The 23,278-nt window shown below is 59.2% G+C and carries 13 protein-coding genes and 2 tRNA genes; 1 reads left to right on the top strand and 14 read right to left on the bottom strand.

Annotated features, from left to right (window positions below; all coding sequences use genetic code 11):
• The first annotated feature begins 62 nt into the window (after window positions 1-62).
• Entirely contained in the window at window positions 63-2,078 is a 2,016-nt protein-coding gene (uvrB, locus tag HY962_03105; protein ID MBI5645895.1) for an excinuclease ABC subunit UvrB, read from the top strand.
• Between the two features lie 27 nt (window positions 2,079-2,105).
• On the opposite strand, the gene HY962_03100 is transcribed toward uvrB, so the two are convergent.
• From HY962_03100 to HY962_03035, 14 genes are all read right to left on the bottom strand, one after another.
• Window positions 2,106-5,240, bottom strand: a complete 3,135-nt coding sequence (locus HY962_03100) for a VWA domain-containing protein (protein MBI5645894.1) — start codon at window positions 5,238-5,240, stop codon at window positions 2,106-2,108.
• A gap of 44 nt (window positions 5,241-5,284) precedes the next feature.
• A complete protein-coding gene (locus HY962_03095) occupies window positions 5,285-8,119 on the bottom strand; it encodes a T9SS type A sorting domain-containing protein (protein ID MBI5645893.1) in 2,835 nt (944 codons plus the stop codon).
• A gap of 237 nt (window positions 8,120-8,356) precedes the next feature.
• Entirely contained in the window at window positions 8,357-10,162 is a 1,806-nt protein-coding gene (locus HY962_03090; protein ID MBI5645892.1) for a M14 family metallopeptidase, read from the bottom strand.
• Between the two features lie 63 nt (window positions 10,163-10,225).
• On the bottom strand, window positions 10,226-11,200 hold the full coding sequence (locus tag HY962_03085) for a flippase-like domain-containing protein (protein ID MBI5645891.1): 975 nt from the start codon (window positions 11,198-11,200) through the stop codon (window positions 10,226-10,228).
• Complete coding sequence (gene maf / locus HY962_03080; protein ID MBI5645890.1) at window positions 11,184-11,789, bottom strand: septum formation inhibitor Maf; 606 nt, start codon at window positions 11,787-11,789, stop codon at window positions 11,184-11,186. The genes HY962_03085 and maf overlap by 17 nt, the downstream gene beginning before the upstream one ends.
• A gap of 175 nt (window positions 11,790-11,964) precedes the next feature.
• On the bottom strand, window positions 11,965-15,783 hold the full coding sequence (locus HY962_03075) for a HAMP domain-containing protein (GenBank protein MBI5645889.1): 3,819 nt from the start codon (window positions 15,781-15,783) through the stop codon (window positions 11,965-11,967).
• 19 nt (window positions 15,784-15,802) lie between these two features.
• Window positions 15,803-16,270 carry a DUF4783 domain-containing protein gene (locus HY962_03070; GenBank protein ID MBI5645888.1) on the bottom strand — a complete coding sequence of 156 codons (468 nt, stop codon included), beginning with the start codon at window positions 16,268-16,270 and terminating at the stop codon, window positions 15,803-15,805.
• 168 nt (window positions 16,271-16,438) lie between these two features.
• Window positions 16,439-18,118, bottom strand: coding sequence for a DUF4384 domain-containing protein (locus HY962_03065; protein ID MBI5645887.1), 1,680 nt, complete (start codon window positions 18,116-18,118; stop codon window positions 16,439-16,441).
• Between the two features lie 43 nt (window positions 18,119-18,161).
• On the bottom strand, window positions 18,162-18,980 hold the full coding sequence (locus tag HY962_03060) for a hypothetical protein (GenBank protein MBI5645886.1): 819 nt from the start codon (window positions 18,978-18,980) through the stop codon (window positions 18,162-18,164).
• Between the two features lie 223 nt (window positions 18,981-19,203).
• Window positions 19,204-20,904, bottom strand: coding sequence for a TIGR03790 family protein (locus HY962_03055; protein MBI5645885.1), 1,701 nt, complete (start codon window positions 20,902-20,904; stop codon window positions 19,204-19,206).
• A gap of 455 nt (window positions 20,905-21,359) precedes the next feature.
• Window positions 21,360-22,007, bottom strand: coding sequence for a hypothetical protein (locus HY962_03050; GenBank protein ID MBI5645884.1), 648 nt, complete (start codon window positions 22,005-22,007; stop codon window positions 21,360-21,362).
• A 92-nt stretch (window positions 22,008-22,099) separates the two neighbouring features.
• Window positions 22,100-22,176: transfer RNA gene (locus tag HY962_03045), tRNA-Arg, on the bottom strand.
• Window positions 22,177-22,384: 208 nt separating this feature from the next.
• Window positions 22,385-23,053, bottom strand: a complete 669-nt coding sequence (locus tag HY962_03040; GenBank protein ID MBI5645883.1) for an MBL fold metallo-hydrolase — start codon at window positions 23,051-23,053, stop codon at window positions 22,385-22,387.
• Window positions 23,054-23,098: 45 nt separating this feature from the next.
• Window positions 23,099-23,171 (bottom strand) — tRNA-Asn (locus HY962_03035).
• Window positions 23,172-23,278 lie beyond the last annotated feature (107 nt).

The following is a 23,278-nucleotide window of genomic DNA, read 5'->3' as shown; positions in this document are numbered from 1 at the left end:
TGTGATGGTTGGGAGTTCGTCGTTCATTTCCGTAATCTACGTGATTACTCTTGGAACTTCGCATGAAAAAATTCGAACTCGTTTCCGACTATAAACCGACGGGTGATCAGCCCGAGGCCATACGGCAGCTCATCGAGGGTGTGCAGAGGGGCGATGCATACCAGACACTCCTCGGCGTCACGGGCAGCGGCAAGACCTTCACCATCTCGAATGTTGTCGCGGCCATCAACCGTCCGACCCTGGTTATTTCGCACAACAAGACGCTCGCCGCGCAGTTGTACGGCGAATTCAAGAGCTTTTTTCCGAACAACGCGGTCGAGTTTTTCATTTCGTATTACGACTATTATCAGCCGGAAGCGTATATCCCGACCACGGACACCTACATCGAGAAGGACATGTCGATTAACGAGGAGATCGACCGTCTGCGGTTGAAGGCGACCAGCGCTCTTGTGGACGGCCGCCGCGACGTGATCGTCATCGCCTCCGTCTCGTGCATCTACGGCATCGGTTCGAAAGAGCAATATGCAAATCAGGTGACGGTCATTCATCGTGGTGACACGCTCGACCGCAACCGTTTCCTCCGCACGCTCACCGACCTGCACTTCGTCCGCAACGATTTCGACTTCACGCGCGGCACCTTCCGCGTGCGCGGTGATGTCGTGGAAATCATCCAGGCCTACGAGGACGAGGAGACCATCCGTATCGAGTTCTTCGGTGACGAGATCGAAAGTATCGCGCTTGTAGATCGGATGACCGGCAAGGTGCGGGAGAAGGTGGACGACGCGGTGATATTTCCCGCGAAACATTTTCTCACCTCGCCCGATCAACTCGAGCGCGCCATCGTGCTCATCGAGGAGGAATTGGAGGCGCGGCTCTCGTATTTCCGCGGCTGCGGCAAACTGCTCGAAGCCCAGCGCCTCGAACAGCGCACGCGTTACGACATCGAAATGATGAAGGAGATCGGGTACTGCTCGGGCATTGAAAACTATTCGCGGCAACTGGCGGGCAGGCAGAAGGGCGACACGCCCGAGTGCCTGATCAATTACTTCCCCGACGATTTCCTGCTTGTCATTGACGAATCACATCAGACCCTGCCGCAGGTGCGGGCTATGTACAACGGCGATCGCATGAGGAAGGAGACACTTGTCGAACACGGCTTCCGTCTGCCGTCCGCCCTCGACAATAGGCCTCTGAAGTTCGAGGAATTCGAAGCCATGACGCGCCAGTGCATTTTCGTCAGCGCGACGCCGGCCAAATACGAGCTGGAGAAAAGCAGCGGCGTGGTGGTGGAACAGATCATCCGTCCCACCGGCCTGCTCGATCCCCCCGTCTCCGTGCGACCGATCAAAAATCAGATCGACGATCTGATCGCCGAGATCCGCGAGCGCACCGCTGGCGGCGACCGTGTGCTTGTCACGACTCTGACAAAACGCATGTCGGAGGATCTGACCGAGTATCTCGAAAACATCGGCATCCGCGTGCGGTACATGCACTCCGACATCGAATCCCTCGAGCGCATGGAGATTCTTCGCGATCTGCGTCTCGGAAATTTTGATGTGCTGGTCGGCGTCAATCTGCTGCGCGAAGGCCTCGATCTTCCGGAGGTGTCACTCGTCGCGATCCTCGACGCCGACAAGGAGGGCTTCCTTCGAAGCGAGTCTGCCCTCATGCAGATCGCCGGCCGTACAGCGCGCAATGTGGACGGGCTCGTGATCCTCTACGCCGAACGTATCACAGATTCCATGCAGCGTGTGCTCGACGAAACAACTCGACGCCGCACCGTGCAATCGGAGTACAACACCGAGCATAACATCAATCCGCAGACCATCCGCAAGTCGATGGACGACATCCTCCACGCCACAGCCATCGCCGATGTGAAAGTGCGGCAGGATGAAAAGCGCGCCGCCCGCGAAAAGCCGCGTCTTGTCGCTGAACCGATCCTGAAATACATGACACAGGACCAAAAGGCCGAACTGATCGAGCAGTTGCGGACAGAGATGCGCCAGGCCGCGCGCGACCTCGAATTCGAACGCGCCGCGCAACTCCGCGACGAAATCACGCGTCTCGAAGCGGCGTAACGGGCGTGGAAGCGCAAGCTTGAGAAATCAAAATATCGCAACGGAGCGCCATTCCAACCCGTTTGTATGCATGACACGCAGGAGGTAGTACCCCCTCGGGAGTGCATGGACGTCCAGCGTAGCGGAGGCGGGTGCATCCAATACATCGAGCTCGTGTGTCGCCGCCAGACGACCGAGCGCATCGTACAGGTGGAATGTGACACGTCCGCGCACGTCGCGTACAGTTAGATACAATCTGTCGCAAGCGGGGTTGGGGTGGATGGATACAGATGCTGAGGGTGCTGCGACTACGGTGCCCGCCGCCAGCGTGCCGACATAGAAATTTTCGGATTCGGTGCTGCACCCGCGTGCATCGGTGATACGCACCTTGTACGATCCTGTACGTACTGCCGTGTATACTGTGTCGACGGCGCCCGCAATCGCGGTATTGCCATAGTACCACTGCAGCCGGTACCCTGCCGCGGTGTGCAGTACATCGCCGCTGCGGGTGATAACCGGTGTCGGCGGTGCATCGTACACCGTCACGGTGATGCTGTTGGACGTGCCGCTGCAGGAGTCTGACGCATCGTACACGGTGACGAAGTATTCGCCGGATTCCGTAACCCAGAGTTGGTTATCGTTGCTTCCGCCCTTGTTCCAACGGTATCCTGCAAATCCCGTCTGGGTTTCAAGAACGACGGAACCGCCGCGGCAGAATGCCACCGGTCCGCGCGCGGACAGGACGGGTTGCAGCGAGGGGACAACGAGAACAAACACGGTATCGGATGTGTATGTACACCCACCGGGCTCGACAGCGGTGACTGCATATTTCCCGGAAGCCGCCACAGAGATCTCTCGTGTTCGCTCGCCGGTGGACCAGAGGATATCACCCTCTTCAATGCCTGAATAGAGAATTGTCCGATGACCCGCGCACAGTAACAGCGTGTCTTGCGGCCAGATAACGGGTTTTTTCACATCGGTGATTGTGACCGTCCCATACCGCTCACATCCGGCGTATACACGTACACGTACGATGTACTTCCCGCCCTGTCGGACAACAATGCGCTGTGTCGTATCACCTGTTGACCACGAATAGGTTGCGTATCCGGGTCCCACATCGAGCACGGCGCTGTCGCCCGGACAGAGCCTTCGTGGTCCCGCTACGTCGACCGGTATGGGGACGGCCGACGACGACGCCTGCGTGTGCACCGTTATTGTTGTATCACATGCTCCGTGAACGGTGAGCGAATATGTGTGCTTCCCTCCATCAGGGCACGGTTCGGCGGCATGTACGAAAAACAGCGCAGGGTCTCCGGATGTTCTCGGTGAGGTGATGGAGTCGATGGAGATCTGCCGGCCGTCGATCGCGAGGGACACGCCAACGCCAGCGAGCGAACGGAGCGCATCGCCGTTGCACACGGCACGAAGACCAACCATGGTGCGGCCGTTCTGCGAAACGACGGGACCAATCGCGGCGGACAGGCCGAGGCGTGTGAGTTTCAGCGTGCCACACGCTTCAACCACGGCGGTATTCGACGAACGCACCCCGGCACAGATGCCCGTGGTGTCCACACCGCGGATGTGTGTGGTCCGGAACTGCCATGTGTATGTGCGCGTCGCGCCCGGTTCGATGGACGTGGTATCGGCCGACGGACCCGAACCGATGAGTCCCACCACCTTGTCGTTGCAGGCCACCCACTGCCGGATCGGTGTGGCGGGCAATTCGCCGATGTTCGTAACACGCAATGAAATGGAGAACGGTTCGGGCGTGTACATTCGCAGCGAGGGATTCCATGCCAGCGAATCCGGAAATGATAGTGTGGCCGTGAGATGTGGTGAAGGTGGAAGAAGTTCGAGCGTCGTCGTGAGTGTGTCTCGCATCGCGCACGGTGCCATCGAGGCAAAAATGCATGTGAGCGGGATGCGTGTCGTGTCGCTGAGAGCGATGTGTGGTGAATATGCGAGTGCAATAAGAGGCTGCCCCGGTTTCTGAGGAAAGGTCCCGTGTCCACGCAAACTCCCCGTGACACCGGATTCGTCGCGCGACCAATGCAGTTGCATGCCCGAAAAGGGACTGTACGAAGGAAGCATGACGGAATCGACAGTAACCTGACCGGTATCATAGAGACAGCGGAAATGGACACTGTCTGTCGACTCGTTCGCGAAGTATCCGGCCCAGCGGCGGCGGAGCAGCACCTGACCGGACCTGTTGAGACGCGCTGGTGTTGTCGCAAGTTCCAGTTGGTCCTTCATTCGTGGCGCCCTGTATGACTTCGTCCTGCTGTCACTTCCGCTGCAGAAATCCAGGAGTGAAAGATCCACCGACCGGAACGATCCATCCGTGCAGGACGCCTCATAGGTGATGATGCACTCCGGGAGTCCTTGGAGGATGATTGCAGACAGTTCCTGATAGATCGCGGACATCTGCGCCGCGTTAGGCCTATCGTAGTATCTCGCTCCGGTGAGATCTGCGACTCGCTGCAGTGCGGAAGCATCGATGCTTCGTCCGAAACCCAGGGTGAAGATGCGGATGCGGTTGCGATTCGCCAGAGCGATGACATCGTCCTGTGTATGAATACTGCTATTGTCGACGCCGTCAGTGAACACGAGAAGCCCGCGGCAAGGATTAACTCCGTCTCTGATTAACACGGTGAGTCCCTCGTACACAGCATCCCAGATCGACGACGAAGCGGTTGCCGGCACCTGATCAATTGCCTGATAGAGCACATCGTGAAACACCGTCATCGGCTGGGCGACGTGCGGATCCGTGCGGCCCCAGATCACCGTCGCTTCGTCATTCACGCCATCCATGAGATTGACCATGTCTCTGCCAGCTCGTATCGCAGCCGTCCGTGGCGCTCCCGCCATCGATGCACTGGCATCGAACACCAGGGACAGCGAAAGAGCACAGCGTATAACCGAATCCGGACACCAAAGCTCGAAGTCCGGGATGTCAACCCCGTTTTCCCGCACGCGAAACTTCTCTTTGTTGTAGATATAGGTCGGATGGCCGTTGCACGCCACGGTGAAGTACAACTCGATCGTGGGCCAGTTGTTCACCACACGTTTGAAGTTGAGCACGGGTTGTGCCGAGGCGGTGGAAACAAGCGCACACCATGATATGCATACAGCGATGATACATACAGCCGTATTGCTGTTTCCACGAATCTTTGACGGCTTCATAGGTGCTCCTTCTGCATGTTTCCGACCTCGAATGAGTTCCGGGCCTAATACACGACAATGAATTGCCGTGTCAGAATCGTACGTCCACTGCGCACTACCGCCGTGTACACGCCACGCGGCCACGAGCGCACGTCGATGCTGGCTGTTTTGTATACAACTCCGGCTTTTACCTCGCGCCCGAGCGCATCAATGATGTGATACGCGGACGTTGTCCCTGTACTGCCGGGGAGCCGCAGGGTCAGGCTCGACGCAACAGGATCGGGGAACAGCACGAGCGTGTGGGCGGGCGATTCCGTGTTCTCGATAGTTGTTGTCATGTCGACCTGCACATACTGCGTGCGCGCGCTGCATCCGCCGCCCCACGGTGTGACATCGGCATAGTAGATGCCCGGTTTTGTCACGGTGATGTGATCCGAGGGGGAGCCCGTATTCCACGTATATACTGCATAACCCGGATCGACGACGAGTGTCTGACTTGCGCCCGGTTGCAGGTGGATCGGGCCATCCGGATGAATGCGTGGTACGATGGGCTCGTTCGCGATGACACGCAGCGTGTCGGACTCCATCTCGCAGCCGTGTGAGTCGATGACACGCACGTGATACATGCCGCTGTTCTGTACATCGATGACCTGCGACGTCTCGCCTGTGGACCAGACATAGCTCGCGTTTTGTGCCCCGGTTCCCACGGTCTCCACGCCGTTCGGGCATAGTACGATAACTCCGCCAGGAGTGAGTCGCGGTCTCTGCGAGGCGGTTATCCGCACCGGCTCGGTTCTCAGGCGACAGCCATCGGCGAAACGTACCCATCCTCCGTACGACCCTTCCGTGTGAACGGTCAGCCGACGTGTCCGCTCGCCTGTATCCCAGATGTACTCAATGGGCTCGTCTCCCATGTCGAGCTGTGCCGTTTCACCCGGACAGATGTGACGGTCGCCATCCACCTGTATCCGCCAGGGTACGTCTGCGCCGGTGGTTACGAACACGACTTTCGCGGAGGACGCGCATAGTGAATCGATACGCAAATCGACAGTATCGGTGCCGCCGTCCGGACAGGGATCCTCGTACAAAAGTATACAATCCGTGGATTCACCCTGGCATGTAATTGACGATACCACGGCCTGCCTGCCGTTGACGGACACGTGCGCTGCTCCCTCGGCTGTCTGCTGCATCCCGTCGCAGTAGGCGCGATAACGGAGTTCGACACGGCCCCCGCGTACCGACGTGCCATGAACTTCCACAAGAGGACCTTGTTGCATGAGCCGCACCACAGCATCGCAGTACACCGTGTCATCGTGCTCGAAAACCAGCACCAGCCGGATACCGTAGGTGCCGGACGGTGCGGATGCCCGCGCATGGAACCTTCGTTCGATGTAGACGGATCCGCCCGCACTGATCACCCGGCTATCATTCCAGACCGAATCACTATCCGCGTGTAAAAACGAAGTGCTGTCGTATTCGAAGCGGAAGGATGCGAGGCGGGCGGGAACAGCACCGATGTTCTTCATCCTGTAGCGGAGGATGCACGGATTGGGCGAGTACGTGCCTCCGGCGGCATCCCATGCCAGCGTGATCGAATCCCGCATATCCGAGACGGGAACCGGATCAGGTCGCGTCAATTGTATATCCGCGGCTGCATCCCGAATCTGCAGACACCCCCGCTCGAAAACCCAGCGGGAGATTTTCACCTGAAGAGATCGGCTCGAATCGACACAGGATGCGCTGGTGAAATGGATGTCGACGAACGTTGACGGAGTCGAAAAGGCCGACAGATACGTGCTCCCGATGATACTGACGATGCTCCCTTGATCATTCGGCCGATGCCACAGCGCGACCGATGCCAGCGGCGAATCCGGAGGAATGCTGATGCTGTCGAGTCGTGCCAGACTCGTGTCGAACTCGACGCGGAACTCGGCGGGATGCAGTACTGTGCGTTTGGACAACGATGGGAGAGAAACACGTAACACACTGCGCCCGCCCGCTGAAGGTGCTGCCTCCGAAAGCCTCAGTTCGGCGGTCTGTAGATCGTTCCCATCGAGAGACGGGCTATACCAGGCATGCTCGATCGCAGTTCCGCCGCACATGCTGTCGGCGCGTAATACAACCTCCCGTACGAGGCCATCGGCGCAAATGCCCGAGTATGTGAGGACGGTGCACGCAGCATACCGACGCAACGCTGTGAAAGCATTCGCGAAAACACTGAGAAATTGGTCCCTGTCGTAGGCGGCGTAGAGCTGTCCGCCGCTCTGTGTGGAGAGGGCGCTCAATTCTGTCACAGGCGCTCCGCCCCCGGATCCGATCGCAAAAATACGCACACGGTGCTGCCGCGCGAGTGTTATGATTTCCTGCTGTTTGTGTGTGCTTCCGACATCCGTCGAAGACGCGGTTACAAGGATTGCGCGAGCGCGCGCTTCTGAATATTGCGACAAATCCATGATGGCCGTGTACAACGCGTCCATGCGGGCACCGGATCCACCTCCGAGATTCAGCGAAGACAGCACGCCGCGAAGCGAATCAACCGAGGTGATCGCAGACATATTCCTGCGTGTGCTTTGATCATACTGGTTCACCGAGGCACGATCGCAGATACCGTCGAGTCCTTCGAGAAACCGCATACTCCCTTCGCGAACGTTCTCGAAGCGGGCTGCTCCCTGCATACGATTCCCATCGAGCACCAGCGCCACCGCGATCCCGTTCGGGCAGGAATCACCCGGAGCGGAAACATGCAACGAATCGACGGCGAGCCCGAATTCGTGCGCGGTGACAGGCCCCTTCGTCATGGATGTGTCGAGCACACCGGCGCAATATTTTTCGAATGCAATCTCGACTCGCGGCCAGACGACGTGTGTCTGCAGAACTCGCAACTCGGGCTGTGCGGTCACCGCCACCGCACATACGCACATCCAGAATATGGCGGCACACGTCGCTGTCAGTATCCCATCGCGCCTGCTGACCGAACACGAACGGCTTTCCCGTGTAGAGCATGGTCGATGAATTGTGTCAGAAGGGATACACATGGCTCCAAGGGAATTTGCCGGCCTGCAGCGGATTGGGTCCTTGGAATGACAGCGCAAGGGCTGAATTCCTGACCATGCGCCTCAACGACGATGTCGGAATTTTCAGCGCCGCCGAACGGGGTCTTCAATCGCCTTGAGCGCGCTCGGATCGAACACTCTACCGACCGGATACACGTTCAACTTTGAATCATACCACGGCGAACGTTCGTAGAAAAAATTCAACCGAGCACGCGGATTTTTCGCGAACAGACTGTCCGACGCGACCTTCGCCGAGAATTCTGTTCGCAGTGCCGAGTCCGCTGCGAGCATGTCGCGGGCAACGCCCTCCATCACGTAACTCTCGAAATACTCCTTCTGCTCGAAGATGGTGTTGAAAAATCCCCAACCGAGGAAGGAGTCCGGCGCGTCGGGTTCGAGCAGGTGCACGGCGACGCGGGCTCCAGGCTGATCGAGGCGCACGATCCACGTTCCCGCGGGGTAGGTCACAGTGTCGAGACGCGTCGAGGACGTTGCCCTCACTGTGTGCCGACCTTCGTATGGCTGTTCCCGCCACTTTGGTTTGGAGAATACAGTGCCAGCAACAGGAAGCCGCTGTTCGCGCGACAGCCGCGTCATGTGCAGGCCGTGCGCTTGGAGCACGACGATCACATCGGACCATTCCTGCGGGATCATATACGCCCGCGGTGTACGCACACGCCTTGTGGGTGTGACCTCGTCGAAGAAGGGCACAGTGACCTTCATCGGTGCGTTTCTGTCCCACTGCACGTACGTACCACCGCTGATGTCGCTTGTCCGGATGGCGCTCTGATAGCCGAGAAAGTCGATCGGACGCGTGAATTCCGTCTGCTGGAAATCAACGGGAAACCAGGCGCTGTCGCGTGGCGAGGAGAACAGCCGTATCGTTTCGCGGTCGGCCTCGTCGATTGCGCGCCGCAACGCCGATGGATCGGCATGGATGTGCCCGAGTATTTCAACGAGCAGGCGGTAGGTGGACGTCACGCGTGTCGCGTACGGCTTGAGCATGTGTGTTTCCACAAGCACCGCCGCGCGGTTGCGCACCGCCGCGTAGCCCGTGCTGAAGCGGGGAGGCGCCGCATAATTCAGCAGGCCCTTCGAGAGGTCGAGGTCCTCACGCGGGAATACATACGGACATACCGGATCACCGAGCGCAGCCATGCCGCGCACAAAGGCCTCCCGTAATCCCTTCTGCCATGCAACTACTGAAGGAGGGCAGTTCTCGAACAGCTCCATCGAATATGTCAGATTGTACTGGAAGTCGATGCCGTCGGTCACGTGGCAGTCGATCAGCAATTCCGGTTGCCAAACGTTGTAGCAACGGAGCCAGGCGCGCATCTCGGGCGCGTCGGCTTTTATATAGTCGCGATTCAGATTCAGGTTTTGCGCCGTTGTGCGCCAGCCCTGAATATCGGGACCATTCTGGTTGATACGGTTTGTCGGACTGCGCCGCTCGTGCCCGTCCAGATTGAAGATGGGCATGATGAGAAGAGTGACGCCGTCGGCGAGATGGGCAAGTGATTTAGTGACGGCAATCTCGCGCAACAGCATGAGACTCGCATCTTTCCCGTCGATTTCCCCTGCATGTATGCCGCTTTGCACGAGCACCACGGGCTTGCCCGATGCACGCGCGCGATCGGGAGTAAAAACACGGTCTTTCGACACGATGATCAGAGGCAGGCGGCGTCCCTGCGGAGTTGTGCCGAAGTCCGTCACGCGTATCCAGGGCGATGCCTTCTCAAGCCGCCGGGCGTATGACATCGTCGCGGCAAAGTCGGGCGAGGACTTGCCGCCCGATTTCTCGAAATCGGTGCGCCAGTCCAACCCCTGTGCGGGCGATTCGGTGAATGCTGCAGCAATGATGCAGGCCGCCAGCGCGAAGTACCATCGCATGGAATACTCTCCAAGACTGTGAGGATAAACCGGTGACGCTCCGCGTTTCCTGCGGAACGGGCTTCAGCGCTCCTTGACGGCGTCGAGTTCTAAATCGGTGATACGCACGCGCAGGCGGTGCTGAAAACCGAAGGTGACGACAATGCCTATAAGAACCGCGAACCACAGCGTGGCGACCCGGATTATGAAGGTGGACGCAACGGCAACGTCCTTCGATGCGCCCGCAAGCATGGTGAGGCCGGTCAGACTGCCCTCGGTTGTTCCGAGTCCGCCGGGCAGCATCGTCACCGCGCCGACTATGGTCGAGAACGCGTAGATGAAGGCCGCTTTCAGGACCGTGGGCGGCGCCTGGAATTCGTGAAGAACAAGCCAGTAACCGAAACACTCGAACGCCCAGGCAACGACGCTGAGCAGCACTGCAACAACAAGAGCACGAGGACGCACAAGGGCGTACATGCTTTCGTATGCCGTGCGCGCGTGAGCGGTAAGTGTGCGAAGCCGCTTCACGCGTTCAAGTGCGGCTATGATACCCAGGGAACCCTTCCGCCAGCTCAACAGCACAGTAACGCCGGCAAAAAACACCGCAAACGCCGCCACCACACCACGGGCGTATCCGAACACCGAAGCCCCCGCGATGATGATGACCATCAGGCCGATAAAATCCGTCAACCGCTCCGCGAGTATGATCGGTGCCGAGATCGCGATAGGCGTGTTGTTCACTTCCTTGAGCAGATACGACTTTAACACCTCGCCGAGTTTACCGGGTGTCACCGCCATCACAAAGGCCGCAAAAAAAATGATGATATTTTCGCCGAGTGCCGGACGCACCCCAAGGAGGCGCGTGTAGTAATCCCATTTGAGGTATCGGAACGTGTAGTTCGCGCTTGTGCAGAGAAGTAGCAGCGGGACGACCGTGAGGGAGAAGCGGCCGAACGCGGACGCGAGTTTTTCCGCGTCGGCGAAAACCGTAAACCCGAAGAAGACGAGTGCGCCGAAGGCGAGGGACAGCAGCAGCCGCTGCTTAAATTTCTTCCTCACCCTGCGGACTCCCGTTCTTGATGAATTTCATGAAGGTGCAATAGAAATGCGAGAGTGGGAGCCCGACGACGTTGTAATAATCACCGTTGATGCGCTCCACGAACACCGCGCCGAAATCGTCCTGTATCCCATATCCGCCGGCCTTGTCCATCGGGCTTCCGCTGTTCACGTATGCGAGGATTTCTTCGGTGGAGAGTTTCCGGAACCAGACTTCTGTTTTTACGAATTCGGTGGCACGGCGCCAGGTGGGAATTTCGAGCAGAGAATACCCGGTGTACACTTCATGGCGCTGGCCGCTGAGCCGTTGCAGCATGCGCACGGCATCATCCTTGCTCACCGGCTTTTGCAGGATTTCACCGTCGATCACTACAATCGTGTCGGCCCCGAGCACAATGCCGGATGGAAGATGGAAGGCCACGTCACGCGCTTTGCGCTCGGCGAGGATCCGGACATGGTCCGCCGGCGGCACGTCGTCAACGATGGTCTCGTCGGTGGAACTCGGAATGATATGGAATTTCAGTCCGATCTGGCGTAGCAGTTCCTTTCGGCGGGGCGATTGGGACGCGAGTATGAGGCCTGATGGTTGCATGTCTCGATTCGATTCACTCCAATTTACCATAGTACGAAAAAGAGACTTCATCCGAAAGGGCAGGGCCTGTCCGGTATAATACGGTCCTGCTACGCCCCCCCCCCCCTCGATCAACGCCTCATGTCGCAAGTCGGGGCGCCCAACACGCGGGCGAGACCCGCACAAATCGGGACGGTCAGCGTACAGGCAGTAGAATGACGACCGTGGTGCCGTGTCCCGGTTCGCTGTCGATCGTAATGCTGCCGCCCATGTCGTCGAGTATTTTTTTTACGATCGCGAGGCCCAGTCCCATGCCTTCTGTCTTTGTCGAAAAGTTCGGTTCGAAAATCCGAGGCAACGCTTCGGCCGGGATGCCGATGCCGGTATCGCGCACAAGGACGGTCAGCGCGTCACCTTCCAGCCTGGCTTCAACATCGATGCGTCCGGCTCCGTTTATCGCTTGGACGGCATTGCGCAGGACGTTTGTCACGGCGCGGGAAAATTCCTCGCGATCCCCGGCCACGGCGGGGAGGGGAGTAGAAAGCGCGAGCCGCCACTCGATGGATTCATGATGCCGGAACAGGTCGACCGTCTCCGCGAGGATAGCGGCGATGTCGAGCCGCACGATCGCGCGGCGTGGCATGCGCGCGAAGCGCGAGAATTCGTCGGCGATACGGGAGAGCGATTCGATCTGATCGATTATCGCGTGAGTCACTTTCGTGATGATCTCGTCGAGATTTTTTGCACCGTCGTGCTGCGCCCTCTGGAGATGTTGCGCCGCCAGTTTCATCGGCGTGAGCGGATTCCGGATTTCGTGCGCGACCTGTTTCGCCATCTCCTTCCAGGCGAGATCGCGCTCGGCTGCTGCAAGTTCTTCGCGGCTCTGCCGCAGTTGGTCCGTCATCGTGTTAAAGGACGATACAAGCTCACTGATCTCGGGCGACGAGGCGACGGACACCCGCTTGTCCAGATTACCCGCGGCGATATCGCGGGTGGCGGCTGTAAGTGCGCCCAATGGCCGTGAAATCTGCCGCGCAAGGGCCAGACTGGCAATGCCGACCAGCAGCATGATGAACGCGCTGCCGAGCAGTATTGCGGCCGAGGAACGGATTGTCGCCTCCTCGGCCCGATCGCTCTCGAAGAGTGTGGGCGAGGCCAGCAAACCGAGCGCTTCACCGCCCGCGTCACGCAAGGCGACATACCCCACGAAATACGAGAAACGGCCGATGCGTTCGGTGCTGAGATAAAAATCCGCACCATCGAGAAAGACCGCGCGGTATGCCTCGGGATTCGCCCGTCGTGGCAACAGGCCGGCTGTGTACAATTCTGGCCGGCTTGATGCGCGCAGATCGGGGCCGCGGAAAACGGTTATCTCGCGTCCTGCTCGCGCCGCAATGTCAATACACGCGTCGTCGCGTAACGTGTCAAGAGCAGTGGCCGCGCTTGAGCCGCGTGGCGAAAGGGTGACGCGCAATGCGGAGAGTCCTTCCCGGAGCTGTGCCTCGGCGACACGCCTCTGGCTTTCCGCGAAAAATCCCTTGGCAAAAATCCATACGAGGAGGACGGGGATGGCGGCAACAGCGAGAAACGCGATGCGCAGTCGTGTGGAAAAGCGTAATGATCGCGGGACTCGAATCCGTCTGCAGCACAACGCCGCCGCGGCGAAGATGAGGGCGAGCACACTCGCATGTACCAGCGCGGATCGAACCCACCGATATACGCTGAACAGGAATTCCCCACGACCGGGCGCGAGGCAGATGACGCCGTCGTCCACGGCGATGAAGAGCGAGAGCCGCGCCCCGTCCGGCGCGCTAAAATCCGCCCAGATCCGGTCGCTGCCGGAGGAGAAGGCGTGCCGCACGACCTCCGGCAGTTTTGCTCCGCGCGGGAAAGCTGCGTCTGATGAGGCCGAGAGCCGCCCACCGCGGAACGTGGATATGACAAACCTGTCTTCAGGGACGGATGTGGACGGGGCAGCCGTGTTGCGCAGGACTTCGACGCCCTGCTGCGACAGCGCGAGCGGATCGAGCCGTTCAACCAGCACCGCCGCGATCCATCCCGAGCCGCCGCGTGTGATGCCGAGCGAGAAATTGCGCCGCAGAGGATCGTCGCTCTGCTGTATGACAAAACTCGTGTCGCGCGCGCGCAGAAGCGCCGCGTGCAGACGTTCATCGCGCAGTACGCGCGGATGAATGCCCGCGCTGAATTCCGACACAGTCCCGCCGCGCGCGTCGCGTAAGATGATGGCGCTGTTGTTGCGCTGTGCGCTGAGTGGCGACGTGGCCCAGAGTGAGTACGCGAGCGCGCTCCCTTCGAGGATGCGCCGGTCGTCCGCTGAGGCGAATGCCGCGCGGCCCCCAATGTCGAAAAGTGTCTGCGCGACGAGCGCACCGGCCCAACCATCCACCGGACGCGCAAGCTGTTCGCCCATCGCCTCCATGTCGCTATGTCGTCGCTCGCGCATGAACATGTCGAGCATTGTTGCGCTGCACAGCGTCGCGATGAGCAATAGGAGGATCGATCGTGTAAACCACCCCCGTTGATGAAGACGGCGCACATGTTCCGCGTCGACGCTCAACAGGAGAAAAACAAAACTCAAGGCCGCTGTGATTGACAGCGGGAGCAGCAACCGCTGTGTTGTTCCTGCGTAGAGCGCGATGCCAGCCGCAGTGAGCAGCACCACCAACAGGATTTGTGCCGACAAACGAATGTGCAAGCCAAGCATGGCGCGGCGTGCAAGACCGAGCAGCAGACCCCATGCGGCCACACAACCGCCTGCGAGTAAAAACACGTTCGCGGTCATGATCACATACAGCGGATCCGAGAACAGGGGCGCGACGGTGTCGTAGTTCAACGACGAATCTGCAACAAAGCTCTGGAGACTTGCAGCCAACGCCCGGACGAGGAATGGGAACGCCAGGGCCAGACCTGTGATAATTCCGGATGCCGCTGCACGCGACATCGGCGGCCGTGTCGCGTCGCGAGTGAGTATCACAACGGCCGCGGCGATGTTCCACACAAAGAGGAGGAGAGTGACCGTCAGCTCACCCAACGAGCTTGCGATTCCAAATCCGAATGACGAGGCGAACACGGCGGGATTCAGCATGCTGTCGGGCAACAGGGATCCCGCGGCGTCGAGAGCGAGCAGCAGCGCGCGTGCGCTCCAGAATGCGACGCTGATCACCGCCACACGCGCCGCAGGATGCATGTCGCGCGTCAGACGTATGAGGAGCACGAGCGCGAGGAACGAAACGGCGAGGGCGAGGAAGCCGACAACCCGCGCGAACGATGCGTTGATCGACTGTGCATGCACGTCGGCGCGCGCGCGCAGTACCGCTGCGCGCGCGATGAGAACACCGTTGTGTTCAACGGGTGCGGACAGGTAGCGCCCATCCTTCAACAACGGGGCGTCGGGATAAAAAAGGAGTGAAACATCCGATATGTCTTCATCGTGCAGATACCCCTGCAACGACAACTCCCGCGTTATCCGATCCGACACCGGCGGAGGCGCGATCAAGGCCCGGCCCGCTATCAGCGCACCTCCGCACTGCAGCGGAGCCGAGGCCATGAAGAGCACGCGCGCACCATCGTGCGCGACCCAGACGCTGTTGACGCCGGGTGCCGGGAACGGCCCCGGAAGCGCGCGCCCGCGGTACACGAGCAGGCGTCCCGACGAGTCCCGCGCTTCGATCGACACACCGTCAGGGAGTTTTGCGGCCAGCAGGGCTGTCATGGCCGCAACCCGTGTTGTTCGATTCCGCGGGTCGATCGCCGCGAAGGCCGGGGTTGCGCGCAGTTCGCGCAGCACGTCCGTGGTTTCGCGCAGATACTCCGCACTGCGACTCTGTACTCGTGCCACCGTGGCGCTGTCCAATTCGGCCGACAGTTTCGGCCATGACGCGGATACGCGCGATACAAAGATCTCCCTGCCGCCCAGGACTAGAACCAGGCACACGGCCGCGGTGAGCGTCGCAGCCGCCAGTTGCCTTTCGCCGCCCGGAAGGAAATGCGCCATGGGTGAGCCGCGCCGCGTCTCAGCGCTGCGCGATTGTGATCTGGTTGATCCGCCAGCCGCGATCGGAGGCGGCAAGTGACACAAACACCTGCGCCGTGCCGCGTTGTCCGCGCTTCGTGTATTTCAGCGCACCGACGCCGTACACACTCTCCGACGACACGTTGGTGGTTGTGAATTCGAAAGCAAACGGCATGTGAACGGAGAGGAAATTCCTGAGGATGAAGAAGCTCTGCTCGCCGCTGTAATATCCGTTTTCACCGGTGGGGAGCGTCAGGAATACTTTGCCCGAAAAATATCGCTGCAATCCCTTTGTGTCGCCATGTGCCAATGCTTCCCCGATCGCGGTCAGAGATTGTCGGGCTCCCTGTTCGTCGACGGCCTGGAAGATGCGGAGCGAATCAGAGCCCGTGCCGCTTGCCATGCCAACGGTGGCCTGTGTCCACAGGTACACGAGCAAGAGTGGCGCTATCGTCCATCGAATCCTCATCCTGCTGTCCTCATGCCTGCCAACTTACTTCCATCTCGTCCGTAAAATCAATTCCCGGCACCGAAACGAGCCGGGACCGGCGTTGCGCGTAAGAACGTCACGACGCCGGTCCCGCCCGGTCTCAGCGCTCCGTCGGGCAGGCCGGAGCACCGAGTGCATCTATCGTTGTCATCTGCTTCTCTGCGAACGTCCGCCCGGGGCGCCGTCGTCGCGTGTGCGTGTGTTGGTGTTCGACGCAGGCGCCTCGACACGGGGCGAGGAGCTTCTGTCTCGCACAGACTCGTCTCTGCCTCGCGAGGAGGGGACATCGACTGATTCGGCTCTTGCCCGTTCCTGGCGTGCCCGTTCCTCGCGCACCCTTTCCTCACGTGCCCTCTCCTCGCGCACCCGTTCCTCACGTGCCCTCTCCTCGCGTGCCCGTTCCTGGCGTGCCCGTTCCTCGCGCACCCGTTCCTCACGTGCCCTTTCCTCACGCACCCGTTCCTCACGCACCCGTTCCTCGCGTACGCGTTCCTCGCGCGCCCGTTCGTTTTGGATACGCACTTCCTCCGTGCGAGCACGCGCCCGTTCGTTCTCGAGACGTGTCTGCTCTTCGCGGGCACGCGTCCGTTCTCTCTCGGTGCGGAGCTGCTCGTCGCGCGCTCTCGCACTTTCCTGCCGTGCCTGTTCTTCCCGGACGCGCTCTCTCTCACTTTGCAACTGTCCATCGTTCGTGCGGGAACGGTCGGTCTCAGTCCGTATTTGTTCATCCTGAACGCGTGCGCGGTCGTTTTCGGTGCCGGCGCGGTCGACGCGGTCGCGCGTTGTCCCGTCGCTGCGCACACGGTCGCGTGTATTCCCGGGGGTAGAGACGCCACTGCCGTCACGATCGCGACCGCTTCCCGGCACCTCGTCGCGGATCCGCTCGTTCCGCGAACGTGTGGTGCCGTAATCGCGGCTGCGCGTCTGTCTGTATGTGACGGGTTCGTAGTTCCGGACGTATCCACGACGTGTTTCGATGCGCGGATCCACACGCACGATGCGTGTGTGCGGGCGGATCGGCACGACGTGCGGCCGGTAATTTCCGAATCCCCACGCGCAATTGAGGTAGCCGTGTCTATGCGGTCTGCGCACGCCGGGTCCGCGGAGTTCGAAGCGCCAGAACGGGCCGTCGAAACGCAGGTGTACACGCGCGGGATAGTAATCGTACCCCCACCAGTAATCGTATCCGTGCGTTACAACCACATCGTATCTGCCGCATGAGGAGTTGTAGGGATCGAAACCTCGCGCATTGTGGTGACAGCTTCCACACATGTAGCGGGGATACCAGACCAGGCCGTCCACAAAATACCAGGTGGTCGCGGACGCGCGGATAACGTGCGGATGCGCGATACGCTCGTTGATGGAGTTGATGGCCACGAAGGGGTCGCCTGTGATGGGGGATATGCCGAGGTGATAGCTGCGACCGCGGACTCCGTAGCGCAGTCCGTCCCAACGCGAGGTCGCGATGGCGTGAATGTATTCGACGCCGCGCGGTCCCGACACGCGCAGGTCTTCGACCTCATAATACTCGGGCAAACGATACGTGATCCCTCCGTACACGAAGCCATCGTCGGGATAGCGCGGGAAGAGGATGCGCACATCACCTTCCGTCGAGATGGAATAGATGGTGACATGGCAGTCGTCGCTTGCGCGGAAGTAGATTGACAGAGGATCGCCGTCGCGGTACACGGCGCCCTCGCCCCGGTCGGTCCAGACGTCGACGTCGAGATCCATGCCCGAGCCGGGGATGGGGCGGGGTGGCGCCGCCGCGAGCGGGAGGGCGAGCGCAAGAGCTAGCAGTACGCAGATATGTCCGATCGTTTTCATGGCTGCCTCCGTCATGGGATGCGAATGAGTCGTGTCGTTGTGCTTAGTGGCCCGCCCGCGCCGACGCCGAGCCGCGTGCGCGTTTGCTGAGGGAACCCTTGCCGCGATGGAAGAGCTCGGGATTGCCCGTCGCCGTCTGGTATGCCCAATCGAATGTTATCGCTGTCGCTCCCACATCCACGACGCGAACCTTGGCGAAATGGTTGTCGAATGTCTTCACGACATATGTGTGGCCGCGCACGATGGCCGCATCTTTTGTCGGATTCCAGCCGGCCTCAGGCGCGGCCGAAATCTCGTCGATGTTGCGTGTGTATCCCATGTCTTGAATCTCTCCGTCGTCCCATACGACGAAGTAGGGCACGTTCTTCGTGTCAATTTCGAGATACAGATCCGTGTTGTCTGTGTCGTAGTGGACGATCCGGTAATCGGAAAAATCGTACCCGCCGCGCCCGGGATCACGGAAACGGTCGGTCATCACAACATTGCGTCCTTCCGGCCGGGGCGTGTCGTACACGACGTCGCGGCTCAGATCGCTTTCGTTGCCGTTGATATCGTAAGCCGCAACCGCGTAGTAGTAGGTGACGCCGTTCACTGCATCGAGGTCAACGAATGATGCAGTGCGTGTGTTTCCGATCAAATCGTAGCGCCCGCGATAGCTGCTGCTCACGTACACGTTGTACCCCGCGATGTCCCCCTCCTGGTTCTCGATCCAGCGCAGCTCCACCGCGCGGTCGAGCGAGGTGCTCGTGATGCCGACGGGCGGAAGGGGCGGGACGACGTCGTAGTCGGGACCGTGCCCCTCATCGCAGGCCGACAACAAGAGGATCGGAAGGACGATGGAAAGAGTGACGAGGCGTTTCATGATTGGCTCCTGCTTGTGCGGTTCTTGAGTGTATGCGGCAATTTCGATGCCAGTTTCATTGCGACCGGTGTTGATCCTTTGACGCGAATTCCGCGCTTTCGTTGCACGAGTGTCTTGGGTGTGTCGTGGAAAATGGACGCATGCGTCCTGCGGGACATAAAAAAAGCCGGCTCTCGAAGGAGCCGGCTTGTGCCCTGAATAGAGCCGGTGATTGTGTTCGTGATTACCGCACGACGGTGAGGATTTTGCTCTCGGCAAATATCTGATCCTCGCCGCGCGTCACCTGCATCCGATAGATGTAGCGGCCGGCGGCAACCGGTGCTCCGCTGAGATCGGTTCCATTCCAGAATGCCACGTGTGTGCCGGTGCCGCGTGTCTCGCCCGGGACCAGCCGTGCTATTTCCTGCCCCGTGACGGAATAGACGCTGATCGAAACCGCGCCTTCCTCGGGAAGAGTGTATGCCACGGACGTCGTATTCATACAGGGATTGGGATAATTCTGTGTCAGCACAAATCCGTTCTGCACCTGGCCGGCGACATTGATGACTGCGCTCGACGACACTGTGCCGTCACGATCGATCTGCATGAGACGATAGGTGTTGTCGCCGCGGACATCGCGGTCGTTGAAGCGGTAATACTGCGGGGTGCTGACAGTGCCCATGCCCTGAACGAAACCGAGCGACTTCCACACGCCGCCGACGCGCTTCTGCACGTCGAATCCGTGATTGTTTGATTCAGTCGCTGTCTTCCACGAAAGCACGATTTCTCCGCCACGCAGTGCGCCGCTGAACGAAACCAGTTCGACGGGCATGTGACCGTCACCCGCAAACGTCGCTTTCGGATCGCCGATAATGACGTCCATCCAACCCATGTATGCGGAGGCCATGTAATAGGTCTCGGCAAGGTTGTAGCTCTGCGCGTTGGTCCAACGCTCGTACAGATAATCGACGCGCGTCATGGCGCCGCTGTACGGCTCCCACACGTATCCCTTTGTGCCTGTCACGCCCTGCTCGTGAATGAGGTCGGCGACCATCGACTGCCATCCGATTGTCGGTTCGACAAAAGTCGAGTCCGCAAAGGAGCGCCCGCTCGAGCTGACGTATGTGTCACCCAGCGCCTTGGCCGACCAGTTGAAGCACGGTTTTGCTTCGGAGGTGTACGACGACCAGTTGGCGTCGTTGCTGCCCCAACTGACGTAGCCGAGCACGTTCGTCTGGTTGGTGACGAAGGTGGTGGTGGAATCGAGGTAGGTATTGTATCCGCGATTGCGGAGCAGGTTGCGTGCAGTGATCATGTTCTGGTTCAGGAGCGCGCTTCCACGCGTGATATCGATATCGAACACAAAAGTACCGGCCGATTTGTACGGTTGGCGCGCGCGGTCGATAAGTCCGACGATGTCACTGTATGAGTAACCCGCAAGTCGTGTGACCAGATACACGTTCGAGTACGTGGAACTCCTCGTGAAGTGTGCATTTGCAAATCCGTACGGATTGGACACGGGACCGTTTTTCCCGATCTGTGCTTCAAGGGAACTGTTCAAGAGGCACAGATCGCTGTCGAAGGATCCCGCATTGGACTGAAGACTGAAAACGCCCGATGACCGACGCACCTTCAAAGGCACGCCCTGTGTCGTCACGATGTACTTGATGGACGTGGTCAAGCTGTTCGACTGCATGTAGACTTTGATCTGCTGCAGAATGCCAGCATACGTGGTGGAATCGATTTCCTCGGTTGTTGGCATCGATATCGAACAGATGTTCTGTGTCGGTATCGAGCGCTGTGTCTTGAAATATGTTGCGACATCCTGTGAGATCGTGCTGTTGGAATTCACCACCACAAGTACATCGGAATATCCTTGCGCACGAACGGTTGCATAAGCAAGAGCGCAAAGGGTCAGGAGGGCGAAGAGTGTCGTTCTGTTCATGGGGATTCTCGGTGCTTGGTTCAAGTTTCTAACCTCACACACCCCTTATACATTTGACGGGCCAAACCTCCATTCAAGTCACACACGTTTACCAAAGTCGTTGATAATTAAAGATATAACGGCTGCAGTTCTTGCCATTCGGTGGCGGATTACCCCTCGATCCGTGTAATTACTGCAATGCGCGGGTCTATTCTCGCAGCCGTAATGCAAGTCGGGGTGCGAGAATTGCATAAATCGATTCGTTTGCGAGTATTTTAATGCAATTTCCGTCGAAGTCTGACCTGAGAGAATCCCAGATTCCCCTCGTTTGCGCCAATTTGAGGGTGTTATATCGGTGCCGATGCGGAATTTGCAGTAACCGACATCGAACCGTCGACGGTCCCAGGCTGCCGTCAGCAGTGATTCAAAAAAAAGCCACCCATTCGGGTGGCTTCACAGACTTTTATGAAAAAGGTCTACTGTTCCGGCTCGAGATCGTACTGGCTGACCAGTCGCTCCACATCTTTTTCGAAGCGCGGTGTTTTTGCTTCCCGCACCTTCTCAATGGCGGCGAGGGCCTTTTCCTTGTTACCGGAGAGCGCCCATGCGCGTGCTGCGCTGAAATAGCGACTCGCCGTGAGGAAATCATTGGTAAACATCCCGGCCGCATCTTCAAAGAGGGCTGCTGCTTCTGCGAATTGTTTTTTACCCTCGTAGCCTGCCGCCTTGCCCGCCACTGCGTTCGACTTCAGCAGATCACCAGAGGGGGAGGCCTTATCGAAGGCGTCAATCGCCAGATCGTACTGCTCCGTGTTCAGATAACAGGTGCCGAGAAGCAGCGAGGCTGTTTCACCGGACGTGGTACCGCTGTACGTGTCGGCAATACTTTTCAGGCCCGTGATACCCTGTGCAGGATCGCCGTCGATGGCAAGCTTGAACTGCTGTTGCTGAATGAGCACCTGCACTTTGCGCAACTGCATACCCGCATCAGCTTCTTCCTCGGCCTTGCCGGCAGAATAGATGTACGCGAACACGATGATTGCGGCGACAAGCACAACACCGCCGATGATGAACCGGCTGTACTGCGCATAAAACGACTTGGCGCGATCCATCGTCGTTGCCATTTCGGACGTCGGGACCACTTCGCGGACGGAAATTTTCTTTTTCGCGGTTAACACTGCCTCTCCAGTATCGGTATTGTATGCGTGCTCGTAAGTGGTACGCCTGGGGGGAATCGAACCCTCAACCTTTGGCTCCGGAGGCCAACGCTCTATCCGATTGAGCTACAGGCGCATCGAATCACAAAGATAGATAGAATCTGCGGGAAAAACAATCAGTGGTGTTCGTTCGACAGCGAGCCGAATCTTTTTCCTGGATGCCGACAAGAGATAGGTGTGTGAGGATGTCCGCTGTTACACGTGAAGATGAATCGTCCGCGAAAAATCCCGCGTCACACGAGCTGCAATTCAGTAAAACCCTGCGCGTGAAATATTCCGGACGGTTATCCAAAGTGATCGAGGTAGTCCGAGATGAAAGGATTATCTCGACGCTCGCTGCCAATAGTTGTGAACGGACCGTGACCCGGATACACGGTGGTCTCGTCCGGCAATGGCAGCAAAACCTCGACGATGGATTCCAGAAGTTGGTCGTATGATCCGCCGGGGAGATCGCTTCGGCCGATGCCTCCGCGGAACAGAACGTCGCCCGCGAAGAGTATCCCCAGCCCCGCTTCGTGGAGCGCAATATGTCCGGGAGTGTGACCAGGCACGCACAACACGCGAAAACGCAGCGTGCCGCATTCGATGATGTCGTTTTCCCGCAGGAGTCGCTCCGGAACATGTGCGCGGAGCGGGTATGGAAGCGGGTAGCCGAGCAAGTCCGGCGTCTCCAGCATCGCGGCGTCTTCCGCGCCTAAATACACGGGGATTCCAAGAGTTTCGGCGAGTTCGTCGGCGTCACCCGTGTGGTCCCAATGACCGTGGGTCAAGACCAACGCCCGAGTGTCGAATCCGGTGCACTGCAGACGGAGGTCCGTGGCGCTCGCGAGCGGAGCGTCGATGATAAGAGCGGCGCCGGCGTTCGGATCGCGTACGATGTAAGAAATGGTGTCGAGAGGACCACGCGGGAGAGCGAGTACTTCGGCGTATGAATGCTGGTAGCGGGAAATCATGGCTGTGTGGATGCGAAAAAAAAGGTCCGCCTGTGGCGGACCGTGCTCCTCGAGTAGGACTCGAACCTACAACCCTGCGGTTAACAGCCGCATGCTCTACCTATTGAGCTATCGAGGAATATAAGGACTACAAAAATAGCCACGGCCGCATACGAAGTCAAGTTCACCGGCCATTTTTTCCTTGCCCTGTTTCCCTCGAAGCGGCGGGGTTTCGGTGGACGAAAC

It is taken from the genome of Ignavibacteriota bacterium, from assembly GCA_016218045.1.
Taxonomy (GTDB): domain Bacteria; phylum Bacteroidota; class Ignavibacteria; order SZUA-365; family SZUA-365; genus JACRFB01.
This window is presented reverse-complemented; position numbering and strand designations above follow the sequence as displayed.

Bases quoted from the DNA above. Each gene is read 5' to 3' on its own strand.
- uvrB (MBI5645895.1), top strand. From the start codon at position 63: ATGAAAAAATTCGAACTCGTTTCCGACTATAAACCGACGGGTGATCAG.
- HY962_03100 (MBI5645894.1), bottom strand. From the start codon at position 5,240: ATGAAGCCGTCAAAGATTCGTGGAAACAGCAATACGGCTGTATGTATC.
- HY962_03090 (MBI5645892.1), bottom strand. From the start codon at position 10,162: ATGCGATGGTACTTCGCGCTGGCGGCCTGCATCATTGCTGCAGCATTC.
- maf (MBI5645890.1), bottom strand. From the start codon at position 11,789: ATGCAACCATCAGGCCTCATACTCGCGTCCCAATCGCCCCGCCGAAAG.
- HY962_03075 (MBI5645889.1), bottom strand. From the start codon at position 15,783: ATGGCGCATTTCCTTCCGGGCGGCGAAAGGCAACTGGCGGCTGCGACG.
- HY962_03070 (MBI5645888.1), bottom strand. From the start codon at position 16,270: ATGAGGATTCGATGGACGATAGCGCCACTCTTGCTCGTGTACCTGTGG.
- HY962_03065 (MBI5645887.1), bottom strand. From the start codon at position 18,118: ATGAAAACGATCGGACATATCTGCGTACTGCTAGCTCTTGCGCTCGCC.
- HY962_03060 (MBI5645886.1), bottom strand. From the start codon at position 18,980: ATGAAACGCCTCGTCACTCTTTCCATCGTCCTTCCGATCCTCTTGTTG.
- HY962_03055 (MBI5645885.1), bottom strand. From the start codon at position 20,904: ATGAACAGAACGACACTCTTCGCCCTCCTGACCCTTTGCGCTCTTGCT.
- HY962_03050 (MBI5645884.1), bottom strand. From the start codon at position 22,007: ATGGCAACGACGATGGATCGCGCCAAGTCGTTTTATGCGCAGTACAGC.
- HY962_03040 (MBI5645883.1), bottom strand. From the start codon at position 23,053: ATGATTTCCCGCTACCAGCATTCATACGCCGAAGTACTCGCTCTCCCG.